This is a genomic window from Brachyspira hyodysenteriae ATCC 27164, from assembly GCF_001676785.2.
In the GTDB taxonomy this organism is placed as follows: domain Bacteria; phylum Spirochaetota; class Brachyspiria; order Brachyspirales; family Brachyspiraceae; genus Brachyspira; species Brachyspira hyodysenteriae.
Genome location: NZ_CP015910.2, coordinates 1,723,066 through 1,734,923, shown reverse-complemented (window position 1 = coordinate 1,734,923; position 11,858 = coordinate 1,723,066). Strand labels below are relative to the sequence as shown.

Below are 11,858 nucleotides of genomic sequence, written 5' to 3'. Positions count from 1 at the left end.
TTTAGGATAATAATTATAATAATAATTGGGAGTAAATTATGCCAGAAAAGGTTTTTAAATCCAGAAGTATTGTTGAACTTACTCAAAAAGTTAATATTGCTGTACCTCATCATAAATCTCAGGAAGAACTAGATTATGAAGAGTCTCAAGAGGAATACAGAGGTCCTTCTATTGAAGAGATTGAAGCTGAGATTGCAGGACTTAGAGCTCAGTGGGAAGAAGATTTAAGAGATATGAGGAGAAAGGCTGTTGATGAGGCAGACAGAATCATTGAAGATGCTAAAACACAAGCCTTTGAAATATTTAAATCTAAACAAAATGAGGCACATGTTATTTCTGAACAGGCTAAAGTTGATGCTTCAAGAATAATACAAGATGCTAATGCTGAAAAAGAAAGAATACAAAGCGAATCAGAATCTATAAAAGATGCTGCTTATAAAGAAGGATATGCTAAAGGTTATGATGAAGGTTTTGAAAAATCTTTTTCTGACAGCAATAATGATTTAATAAAATTAACAGAAAAGATGAAAAAAATCTTAGCTGAAACTATTAATAAAAGAAATGAAATAATAGATGCAGCAGAGGCTCAAGTTATTGAGGTTGCTGTTCTTATAGCTAAGCGTGTTGTAAAAATGCTTACTGAAAGAGACAAAGGTATAGTTATAAGAAATATACAGGAAGCTTTAAGAAGAATTAAAGGCAGAACTAAAATCACTATCAGAGTTAATATTGATGATTTGGAAGTTTCTGCAAGACATAAAGATGAGTTTTATCAAATGCTTGATAAGATTGAGGGTGTAACAGTATTGGAAGACCCTAATGTTGATGTCGGCGGATGTATGATAGAAACAGACTTCGGTGATATTGATGCTAGAATAAATACTCAATTGAATGAAATAGAAACTGCTATTAAAGAAGTAGAACCTATAAAAGGTTTCTAATTTTACTATAATTTAATTTATTTTAGGGCTGTATGATATTATGATTAAAGATGAAAATGTAGATTTTGATAAAGAAGTAAAAAAGACATTTGATAAATACAGAAAAGTAGTTGATGATGTAGCTTTATTAAAATCTTACGGTAAAGTTAAAGAAGTTATAGGTTCATTGGTTATTAGTGAGGGACCTTTTTGCAAACTTGGCGATATGTGCCGTATATATATGAATGACAATAGTTATCTTGATGCTGAAGCTATAGGTTTCAGAAATCAAGATGTACTTTTAGCTACTTACGGACCTGTTAATGGAATAACTTTTGGAAATATGGTTTATTCTTTTGAAAGACCATTATCTGTTATGTGCTGTGATGAAATATTAGGAACAGTGCTTGATGCAAGAGGAAAACCGCTTGCAGGAGGCGGGCATAATTTTTATGAAACTCCTATTCCTGTTTCTCATTCAGCAGTAAACCCAATGAATAGACCTAGAATAAATAAACATATACAAACAGGTGTAAGAGCAATAGACGGGCTTTTAACTGTTGGACAGGGACAGCGTATGGCTATAATGAGCGGTACAGGTGTCGGTAAATCTACACTCTTATCTATGATAGCTAGAAATACCAATGCTGATGTAAATGTTATCGCATTGATTGGTGAAAGAAGAAGAGAGGTAAGAGATTTTATAGAAAGAGATTTAGGAGAAGAAGGATTAAAAAGAAGTATATTAGTTGTTGCTACAAGTGATGATGCTCCGCTTTTGAGAGTAAGAGCTGCATACACTGCTACTACAATAGCTGAGTATTTCAGAGATAAAGGCAAAAATGTTATGTTTATGGTAGACTCTGTAACACGTTTTGCTTTGGCTCAAAGAGAGATAGGACTTTCAAGAGGTGAGCCTCCTACCACTAGAGGTTATACTCCTAGTGTATTCTCTGAACTTGCTAAACTTTTGGAAAGAACAGGTACTTCAAGCAAAGGCTCTATTACAGCATTTTATAATGTATTGGTAGAAGGTGATGATTTGGATGAACCTATTACAGATGCTGTTAGAGGTATATTAGACGGACACATAGTTTTATCTAGAGATTTAGCCAATAGAGGACATTTCCCAGCTATTGATGTAAATAAAAGTATATCTAGGATTATGAATGAAGTAGTATCTAATATGCATAAAAGAGCAGCAAGAGAATTTTTAAAGATGAGTGCTGACTATAATGAAGCTAAAGAACTTATAATGATAGGCGGTTATGCTAAAGGAAGTATGCCTGAAGTTGACAGAGCCATTGATTATAAGCCTATGATGGATAGATATTTACAGCAAGATGTATATGAGGTTTCAAGTTTTGCTGATAGTAAAGAAGCTCTTTTATCTATGTTCTATTCACAGGAAGAGATAGAAGAGGATTTAGTAAACAGCGGCGATGTAAAAAAAGCAGCTGATAGAACAGATATTTCCGACAATGTAGAATATGCTAATGATGTTGTGATACTGTAGAGAAAATATAATATAAATTGTTGGTAATATTATGAAGAGATTTGATTTTAAGCTTGAGCCTTTATATAAACTTAGAAAAAATATAGAAAAGCAAAAACAAGCTGAAGTAGCTGAAGTTTCTGCTTTATATAATAAAGAGCGTGATGGAAAAGATGATTGCATTTCAAAAATCAATGATGGTATAAGAATCGTTGATAGTATGGAAGACAGTGAAGAAATGCTTAATATGAGTATTTATCTTGGAGAATATATAAGTGCTTTAAATTCTCAGATAGCTATTCATGAAGATAATATGGCAGAAATAAGTGTTGAGCTTAGAAAAAGGCAGGAAGTTTTACAAGAGGCATCAAGGCAGAGAAGAGCCGTTGAGCTTTTAAAAGAAAAGAAATTATTAGAATATAAAAAATTAATGAATAAAGAAGAACAAGCTAAGCTAGATGAATGGAAGAAAGAATATGTTTCTAGTGATGCTTATGAATATTAAGAGGTATTATTATGATAGAATCAATACAAAGAATACATGCCAGAATAGGCGAGATTCAGGATACTTTTAATAAATTAGGTTTTGCTCCTATTAATACTCAGATTCCTACTAAACCTTTTGCTGAACATTTAAATGAAGCTATGGCAGAAAACAAAGTCAATAATATTGATGGTTCTATAGTTAATGATACAAATAAAAAGTTAGATAATGGAAAAGTAATTAATGGAGATACTTCTTCTGATGCTTTCAAAGGAAATATATCATTTGGTGTTTATGATAGTAATACAAATAATTTTGCTAAAGCTATAAATGCTTATAAAAAAGCTTCAGTAGAAAGTTTCCCTACTAAATATGATGATATAATTAAAGAGGCAGCAGAGAAATATTCTTTGCCTGAAAATTTAATAAAAGCGGTTATAAAGCAGGAATCAAACTATGTGCCTAATGCTGTAAGTCATAAAGGTGCTGTTGGTTTGATGCAGATAATGCCGCAAACAGGTGTTGGCTTAGGTATTACTGATACAGAAATGCTTAAAGATCCATACACTAATATAATGGCTGGAAGCAGATATTTATCACAGATGTTAAACAGATATGATGGAAGACTTGATTTATCCTTATCTGCTTATAATGCCGGACCTGCTTTGGTAGACAGATTACAGAGAATCCCTAATATAGAGGAAACTCAAAAATATGTTAAAAACATTATAGGATATATAAAGTAAAGTTAACATAATGAATTTCATGTTGTTTGCTTGACTTTTTTATTCTGTAATTTTATAATATTTTACAAATTTGCCCGCTTAGCTCAGCAGGTAGAGCATCACCATGGTAAGGTGAGGGTCGTCGGTTCGATCCCGATAGCGGGCTTTTGTTCACTATTATAAAGCAAAAATATCACAAACTATAAAAGAGGATTTATGAGAATAAAACTTCTAGCGGTTATAGTATTATTTTTAATGACTATATCGCTTTCATACACTTTCGACAAAACTCCGTATTATGTAAACACAGAAACTTATGACTCATACAGAGAGTTATTGAGAGGGGTGCATTATTATAATCAGGAAAGATATGATGCATCCATAGCTAGTTTTAGAAACTCTCTTAATACAAATCCTACTGATAAGTTCATAAGATATTGGTATAGTAAGTCTTTATACAAAGCCGGATATATGTCCTTAGCTATTAATGAATGGCTTAATATTACGAGAATGGGTTATGAAGATCCTATAATACTTTCTAAAATTAATAAATATGATTCTGCAAATGTTAATGAAGAGAGAGAAAATATTTTGAGTAATTTTATTTATTTGAAAGCATTCTCTACAAATCTTAATTTTAGAAAAAATATTAATCAGCCTATACAAATAAAAGTAATGTCTGATGGAAGTTTATATGTTTTGGATTATAGTGATTCTTCATTAAAGAAATTTGATATTAATGGAAATCTAATAGGTAAAATATCCCATGGAAAAAGATTAGAAAAACAGCAGACTAGCTGGTGGAGAAATTTACTTCAGTTTGCAGCAAAAGTTTATCCTTATGAAAAATTAGAAAATCCTAGAGGTTTTGATATAGATGCAAACGGATATATATATATAGCCAATACTAAAAAAGATAAAATATTAAAATATGATGCTAATCATAATTATATTACAAATATTGGTGTATCCGGTGTAAGTAATGGTCAGCTTCTTGGACCTTCATCTGTTGCTGTTGATAGAGAAGGAAATTTATATGTTTCTGATACAGGAAATAATAGAATAGTTATATTTGATATAGAAGGAAATTTCTTATATAGTTTTGGAAAACTTGGTGAAAATAATGGAGAGTTCTTTTCTCCTGCGGGCATAGCGGTTGATGACAAATATATTTATGTTGCTGATATGGGTAATAAAAGAATACAGCAATTTGATTTGAGCGGAAATTATATTCAGAGTATAAAGCATAATTTATTTAATGAGCCTAGAGGTTTATCTTTTGCTAAAGATGGAAATCTTTATATAGCTGATGGAAGTAAGGTTTTTTATTATAATATAGCTGAATCAGATTTTACAATATTTAATAATTCCGAAAGATATACAGTAACTCCTACTTCTATTGCTGAGGGACCTGATGGAAATATATATCTTACTGATTTTATGTCTGGAAGAATTGATGTATATACTAGAAAAGAAGAATATTACGCTAATTTAGATGTATTTGTAGACAGAGAATATTTAAATAGATTCCCTGTTGTTGTAGCTTCTGTTACAGTGAGAGATAGAGCTATGAACCCTGTAGTTGGATTAACTCCTGAAAATTTCTTTGTTACAGAGAATGCAGGTGTTGCTCATAAAGTTGGTTTTTATGATGCTCCTGAATTGCATGAATATAGATTCGTGTATTTAATAGAAGATAGTCTTGCTGCTAAACCTTATGAGAGCAGAATTAAAGAAGAGATTAGTAATTTTACTATGAGCTTAACTAATAATGATGAAGTTTTAGTTATACATTATAATGACCAGGTTTACAAGTCTGATAATTATGATGCTAGAAATTTAAGAATACTTGAAAATGCTAATGCTTTCCATTTTACAGGCGGAATATCTGCTTTGGATGATGCTTATTATGAAGCTATAAGACTTTCAGGAAATAGTTTTAAGAAAACTGCTATTATACATTTTTCAGTAACTAGTCCTGACGACAGAGTATTTGATATGATGAACTTTAATGATGTAGCAAGTTTTGCTAAAAACAATGCAGTTTCATTAAACCAAGTTTATATCGGTACAAATAAATCTAATTATTTCTTAGATTTAATGACTGAGAATACTTACGGTTATATTATAGATGCTGATTATTCTATAAATTATACTGCTGAGCTTAATAGAATGAAAAATATAAATTTTGGAAGATATTTCATATACTATAACAGTTTTAGAAATTTAGCTCAGTCAGGACAGTTTAGGGCTTTGAATGTTAAGGTTCAATATAGAGATATGTATGGTGAAGAAGAAGTTGGTTATGTAGTGCCATAATAAAAGTTTATATAAAAGAGAAGGCTTTTCATAGTATTATGAGAAGCCTTTTTTGTGTATAAAAATAAATAAAAAGGCTTCCTTATTAATTTAAGAAAGCCTTTTATTATTGCTTAAATATTTTATTTTTTATATAAAAACTTTGTCTACTCTTGTTCTAGCAAATGACTCTGTCTTATTACATGACCACAAGTTTTTTATTTATACATAAAAAACTTGTTCGTAAATATCTCTTGACATTATTATGAATATAAGGTACTCACAAGTTTTTTATTTCTTCTATACTCAAGCCTGTTAATTCACTGATAAGATTTATATCCATATCCCTGGCTTTCATGTTTTTTGCCATGGATATTGCTTTATTTTTTTCGCCTTGTTCTATTCCCTGTTCTATACCCTGTTTAATTCCTTCTTCTACTCCTAATCTTCTTTCTTCTTCAAGCATTATTTGATTTCCGTATAGATATGCTTCTCTTTTATCATACTCATTCATCATTAATCTATCTTTAATAAAGTTATTGTATCTTTTATGTACTTCTTCCATTATAGGCTTTTCTTTTACTAACTCTGACATAATAACCTCCTTATTATCTTTTTCTTTCATTGTAAAAAATTTAAGCCAGCAATTTAAATCAGGCTCCAATGAATTATATTGAAACTTCTTTAATTCTAATATATGTATTTGTAAATGATCTGTTAATAATCTTTTATTAATACTATCATAAATCATATAACAAGAATGTACAGAGTCATTATCATCTAAATTGAAATTGAGTAAATTTATACTTATTACTGGAGTTAAAGCATCGTACTTTTCTCCATGCTTTAATAACTTACTGTAATTAGATGCCCAATAATATAATATTCTCTCTGGAAATCTTGAATTCCCTTGAAGTTGAATTTCTATTATAACAACTGCACCATTTTGTGTAATGCCTTTACATCTGCAATAGTTTCTTTATCTTCGTAATTTTCTTTATAATTGAACGGGGTTAAAATCTCTACCGACCTAAAAGTTTTCATATTAGAATCAAGCATTATAGAATTTATAAAGTCAAGCAGCATAGGATTACTGTACGGTGATGATAATAAATATCTCACAAAATAGTCATTTAAAACATTAATATTCCTCATAGATTTATTATACTAAATTAACTATAAAAGTAAAGTTGGAATAATTCTTTAATATAAATAAAAAGGCTTCCTTATTAATTTAAGAAAGCCTTTTATTATTTTTTATTAATTAAATATTATCTTCTCTTTTTTGATTTTTTTCTATGTTTTTTATCTTTTCTGTCAGTTCTATCTCTTGAACTTCTTTTTTTATGAGATTTTTTTGAATATATTTCTTTTTTGTTTTTCTTTTTCTTCAAAAAATCTCTGCTGTCTATTATATCGTTGTCATCAAAACTATTATCAAATTCGCTTGCTGGTATGAAGTCAATGAATAATTCTTTTACATCAACTTTATAAACTACTATTCTTATTCTATCTCCCAACGTGTACCATTTAGCATCTTCTTCGCTGTAGGCTGCCTGTTCATGTTCATCGTATCTGTAATGTGATTTTAAAGTTGCATATCTTATTAATCCTTCTATTCCTCTGTCTTCTATTTCAACGAACATACCAAAATTTGTAATGCCGCTTACTATTCCGTTATATTCATTTCCTACTTTATCTTTCATAAATCTTGCCGCTTTTACTTTATCCAAACTTCTCTCGCATTCAACTGCTATTCTTTCAGTCTTTGAACACCATTGAGCTGAATTAGTATAAAACTGTTGCATAGTAGGTTTTAAATTATTTACTCCCTCTAATGACTGTTTTAAAAGTCTATGAGTAAGTAAGTCTGTGTATCTTCTTATAGGTGAAGTAAAATGAGTATAATATTCAAAACCTAATCCGAAATGCCCTATATTATTAACATCGTATATAGCCTGCTTCATAGAACGTAAGAGTAGGGTAAGTAGTAATTTTTCGTCCGGCTTTCCCATTATAGATTCTATAAATGAATGAAAATCCAAATTACCGTCTGCATCTCTTGTAAGTCTATATCCTCTGTTAAATGCTATTCTTGTGAATGTGTCTAGCTTTTCTTGATCCGGACTATCATGTACTCTGTATATAGAGCCTTTTATATTTTTTAATCTCTTAGCTACTTCGCAGTTAGCAATAAGCATTAACTCTTCTATTATTTTATGTGTTTCTTTTCTCTCGCCAATGAAAAAGTCTTTAGGATTTCCGCCTTTATCCAATATTATTTGAGTTTCATTAAGATTAAACTCTATGCTTCCATTGTCTATTCTTTTTTGAAGAAGTATCTTTTTTACATCATCAGCATTCTTTAATAATTCTACAAGCCAATCTTCATCTTGTTCTATACCGTCCAAAACATCCTGGGCATAATCATAAGTTAATCTTCTGCTTGATTTTATAACACTTTTATGAAAAGTACTTTCTTTTACATTACCTTTATTGTCTATTGTTACGAATACTGTCATTGTGAATCTGCTTACGCCTTCATTTAAAGAACATATTCCATTTGAAAGCTCATGCGGAAACATAGGATAAACAGTATCAATTAAATAAACGCTGTTTCCTCTCTTTCTTGCCTCTCTGTCTAAAGCACTTCCCATAACTACAAAATGACTAACATCAGCAATATGTATGCCTAATTTATAACCGTCATTTAATTTTTCTATACTTATAGCATCGTCAAAATCTTTTGAATCTGCTCCGTCTATTGTTACAGTTCTTATATCTCTTAAATCTATTCTGTCGAATTCTAATTCTACATTTTCCATACTGTCTGGTAATAGCTTAGCTTCTTCAATACATTTTTTTGGGAATTCAGTAGGTACATTATATGCTTTTGCTATTATCTCAGCATCTTTCTTAGCATTGTTAATATCGACTTTTATTTCTGGTTTAGGTATGCTTGTTTTTTTACCGCCTTTATCACCTTTTTTATCTTTAGATTTTGATTTTCTATCTCTTAATATATCTTTTTCTTTCTCTGTTATTTGTTTTAACTCTCTTTCTAAATATACTTTTCCTTCATTTGTAAGTTTTAAAGTATTAGATTTTTTCATTACAAGTCCCATTGAAACAGACTTTTTAAGCATTTTATCAAAACGAAGTTTATCTTTTTTAGTTTCTACATATTTATTTTTGTATTCTGATATATCTAATTCTTTTTCTTTATTTATTCTTTTTAGCAATTTTATAACTTTCATTTTTTATTATCCATACAAATTATTGATATTCTACATAAATAATACTATAGCATTATAGCAATATTATTTATAATGTCAAATAGTAATATTTTTTTACATATTTTTAAATATGCGGTTTTATTATATAGAAAGCATTTATTTTTATGCCCCCTAATAATGGGGGCATATAATTTTATTAAATGAATGTTATAAAATATAACATTAAATAAAATAATTTATATTATAATTAGATTGTATTAATTGTTATTTTTTATTTAATTTATTATTCAATACTTGTAAATAGTAAGGTATAAATATAAATAATCCCATTATAGATAAATAATCCATAAAGAAAAGTATTACAGGCTCTTCATAATTAAAGAAAGCGAACTCTACAAGCAAAAACATTTTATTATACAAGCCTCTTTTAATAAATGAAATAACTCCATACAATGCTATTAATGAAGCTATTGCTATAGATATCTGTCTCTTTATATTTATAAATTTTTTACTCATATTTATAAACATACCCCAATGCATTCCTAAATGTGCGGACATAAATATAAATCCCCAAGAGTTTGAAATCATATGAAGTCTTCTTGTGAACATTCCGCTATTATGAATATTAAGAAAACCTAATACCCTTTGAGAAAATAGTATACCGCTTATCATAAGTCCTGCCATACATATAAAAAGCATAGTATTAATAAATGTGTTTAATGCTCTGTTAAAATTGTATTTTCCTTTTGGCAAGTTTTTATACCAATTAAAATTAAGTATATGATGAAGTATAAAAAATATAAAAAGTGAGAAACCTAAATATTCATGTATAGCATCTCCTGTAAAATGATATGCCATTAGAGTGAAAAAAAGCAAAGTCATTATTATATCTACAATTATTTTAATTATTTTCTTCATGAATAATTTTCTCCTTTTATAATTTTATAATTATCATTTTTTAATAATCCAATTTTCTCACCCAATCCACAACTTTATTCTTTGAATTTTTTACTTCTGGTCTGTATACTCCTATAGGATCCAATACTTTGCAGTTAGCTGGAAGTAATTTTTTTAAATCTCTTATTGTTCTTGAAAGTCCTCCTGTTCCATGTGTGCAAAATGGTATTATAGTTTTTCCTGATAAATCATAGCTTTCAACGAATGTAAATACTGCCATAGGACATGTATACCACCAATTTGGAAAGCCTAAAAATATAACGTCATAATCATCTATATTATTAACTTTCTCAGTAAGTGCAGGTCTTTCATTATTATCCCTTTCTTTTCTAGCTTGATTCAAACATTCATCATAATCGCTTGAATATTTATTTTGAGTTTTTATACTGAATAAATCTCCTCCTGTTTCTTCCTGTATCCAAGTGGCTATTAATTCAGCATTGCCTGGAGAAAGTACGCTTGCAGAAGTTTCAGCATCTACATCAATAGAGGCAGGATTTTCTACTACTGTGTTATCTGACCAAGTGAAATATGCTATTAATATTTTTGAACCGCTTTGAGTATAATTTATATTTACTGTTTGTTTTTCATTATTATTAATTTCTGAATTTTCAATATTAGAAACTATATAATCTGTTTTTATTGTTTTTTCAGAATTATTTTTATTACTACATGATGATAATATAATTATTGATAAAAGTATAAAGATTAAATTCTTCATAAAATCTCCTTTATTTAAATATTATTAGAAATTATTAATTAATTTGTACTGTCATCAATTAATTAATAATTAATCAATGACAGTAAATAAAAATCTTATAGTATATTAATATTTTGAAGCCATGTTTTTATATTGTTTTCTGAGTTATTAACGTTTCTTCCTGATATGCTCAAATTATCAAGTATGGTAGAATTAGGACATAAACTTTTTATATCGCTTAAACTTCTTCCCATACCGCCGCCTCCATGAGTACATAAAGGAGCAATTTTTTTACCGCTGAAATCATGTGTTGATAATAATTGTTTCACTGCCTGAGGAATAGTGCCCCACCAATTAGGGTAACATAATATTACAGTGTCATAGTTGGCTAAATTATTTATATTAGCACTTAATCTTGGCAAAACATTATCATTTAATTCTGCTCTTGCTTTATCTAAAATATCATTATAAGAAGTAGGGTAGCTTTCAGCAGTTTTTACTTCAAACATATCAGCTTGAGTCATATTCTTTATCATGTTAGCGGCTGTTCTAGTGTTTCCGCCCCAAGAGAAATATACTATTAATGTTTTTGAACTTTGAGCGTTTAAACTTCCGATTAATAATGTACTTGAAATAAGCAATGACATTAATATTGTTTTAATTATTTTTTTCATTTTTGATCCTCCTATTTTATTATTCTTAAAGTTTTATTTTTAAAAATATACACCTATCTTGCATTTTTTATTTATTATGCTTTATGATATATAGTTATTTTAAAACTATTGATAAATAAATTATTTTTTTCTATAAAAATGCAGTCTTTCGCGAAGCGTATCCGAGTTTATCGAGGATATAGCTTCTCGCTTGGCAAAGGCGCACTTCGTGAGGTGGCTTCCCCTGTGCCAATACCACAGGCACTTCCTTTGGTCGCAAAAGAACTGGGGTTTGGCACGTCTGTGTGCTTCGCAGGGCAAAGCCACCAGAATAAAATAAAAAACTAATTTTAATAAACTAAAATTTTTAATATTTTATCATTATTAATA

General features: G+C 29.1%; 9 protein-coding genes, 1 tRNA gene and 1 pseudogene. 6 read left to right on the top strand and 5 right to left on the bottom strand.

Annotated elements, in window-relative coordinates:
* The first annotated feature begins 38 nt into the window (after window positions 1-38).
* The 6 genes from fliH to BHYOB78_RS07480 all read left to right on the top strand — a co-directional run bounded on the left by fliH (window position 39) and on the right by BHYOB78_RS07480 (window position 5,943).
* Complete coding sequence (gene fliH / locus BHYOB78_RS07505; RefSeq protein WP_012670212.1) at window positions 39-941, top strand: flagellar assembly protein FliH; 903 nt, start codon at window positions 39-41, stop codon at window positions 939-941.
* 40 nt (window positions 942-981) lie between these two features.
* The gene (locus BHYOB78_RS07500) at window positions 982-2,436 is read left to right on the top strand and encodes a FliI/YscN family ATPase (RefSeq protein WP_012670211.1); all 1,455 of its coding nucleotides are present in this window, start codon (window positions 982-984) and stop codon (window positions 2,434-2,436) included.
* 31 nt (window positions 2,437-2,467) lie between these two features.
* Window positions 2,468-2,920 (top strand): flagellar FliJ family protein, encoded by a 453-nt coding sequence (locus BHYOB78_RS07495; protein ID WP_012670210.1) that lies wholly within the window; start codon window positions 2,468-2,470, stop codon window positions 2,918-2,920.
* A gap of 11 nt (window positions 2,921-2,931) precedes the next feature.
* Window positions 2,932-3,645, top strand: coding sequence for a lytic transglycosylase domain-containing protein (locus BHYOB78_RS07490; protein ID WP_020063701.1), 714 nt, complete (start codon window positions 2,932-2,934; stop codon window positions 3,643-3,645).
* A 72-nt stretch (window positions 3,646-3,717) separates the two neighbouring features.
* Window positions 3,718-3,790, top strand: a tRNA-Thr gene (locus BHYOB78_RS07485).
* 50 nt (window positions 3,791-3,840) lie between these two features.
* A complete protein-coding gene (locus tag BHYOB78_RS07480; RefSeq protein ID WP_012670208.1) occupies window positions 3,841-5,943 on the top strand; it encodes a 6-bladed beta-propeller in 2,103 nt (700 codons plus the stop codon).
* A 259-nt stretch (window positions 5,944-6,202) separates the two neighbouring features.
* On the opposite strand, the pseudogene BHYOB78_RS07475 reads toward BHYOB78_RS07480, so the two are convergent.
* The 5 genes and pseudogenes from BHYOB78_RS07475 to BHYOB78_RS07455 form a co-directional block, all read right to left on the bottom strand.
* Window positions 6,203-7,077, bottom strand: a pseudogene (locus BHYOB78_RS07475) (Rpn family recombination-promoting nuclease/putative transposase).
* Between the two features lie 116 nt (window positions 7,078-7,193).
* On the bottom strand, window positions 7,194-9,179 hold the full coding sequence (locus tag BHYOB78_RS07470) for a ribonuclease R family protein (protein WP_020063700.1): 1,986 nt from the start codon (window positions 9,177-9,179) through the stop codon (window positions 7,194-7,196).
* Window positions 9,180-9,422: 243 nt separating this feature from the next.
* Window positions 9,423-10,076 carry a DUF4405 domain-containing protein gene (locus BHYOB78_RS07465; RefSeq protein ID WP_020063699.1) on the bottom strand — a complete coding sequence of 218 codons (654 nt, stop codon included), beginning with the start codon at window positions 10,074-10,076 and terminating at the stop codon, window positions 9,423-9,425.
* A gap of 40 nt (window positions 10,077-10,116) precedes the next feature.
* The gene (locus BHYOB78_RS07460; RefSeq protein ID WP_020063698.1) at window positions 10,117-10,836 is read right to left on the bottom strand and encodes a flavodoxin; all 720 of its coding nucleotides are present in this window, start codon (window positions 10,834-10,836) and stop codon (window positions 10,117-10,119) included.
* Between the two features lie 95 nt (window positions 10,837-10,931).
* The gene (locus BHYOB78_RS07455; protein WP_020063697.1) at window positions 10,932-11,489 is read right to left on the bottom strand and encodes a flavodoxin; all 558 of its coding nucleotides are present in this window, start codon (window positions 11,487-11,489) and stop codon (window positions 10,932-10,934) included.
* Window positions 11,490-11,858: the final 369 nt, after the last annotated feature.

Coding starts and splice junctions, on each gene's coding strand:
- fliH (WP_012670212.1), top strand. CDS start 39: ATGCCAGAAAAGGTTTTTAAATCCAGAAGTATTGTTGAACTTACTCAA.
- BHYOB78_RS07500 (WP_012670211.1), top strand. CDS start 982: ATGATTAAAGATGAAAATGTAGATTTTGATAAAGAAGTAAAAAAGACA.
- BHYOB78_RS07495 (WP_012670210.1), top strand. CDS start 2,468: ATGAAGAGATTTGATTTTAAGCTTGAGCCTTTATATAAACTTAGAAAA.
- BHYOB78_RS07490 (WP_020063701.1), top strand. CDS start 2,932: ATGATAGAATCAATACAAAGAATACATGCCAGAATAGGCGAGATTCAG.
- BHYOB78_RS07480 (WP_012670208.1), top strand. CDS start 3,841: ATGAGAATAAAACTTCTAGCGGTTATAGTATTATTTTTAATGACTATA.
- BHYOB78_RS07470 (WP_020063700.1), bottom strand. CDS start 9,179: ATGAAAGTTATAAAATTGCTAAAAAGAATAAATAAAGAAAAAGAATTA.
- BHYOB78_RS07465 (WP_020063699.1), bottom strand. CDS start 10,076: ATGAAGAAAATAATTAAAATAATTGTAGATATAATAATGACTTTGCTT.
- BHYOB78_RS07460 (WP_020063698.1), bottom strand. CDS start 10,836: ATGAAGAATTTAATCTTTATACTTTTATCAATAATTATATTATCATCA.
- BHYOB78_RS07455 (WP_020063697.1), bottom strand. CDS start 11,489: ATGAAAAAAATAATTAAAACAATATTAATGTCATTGCTTATTTCAAGT.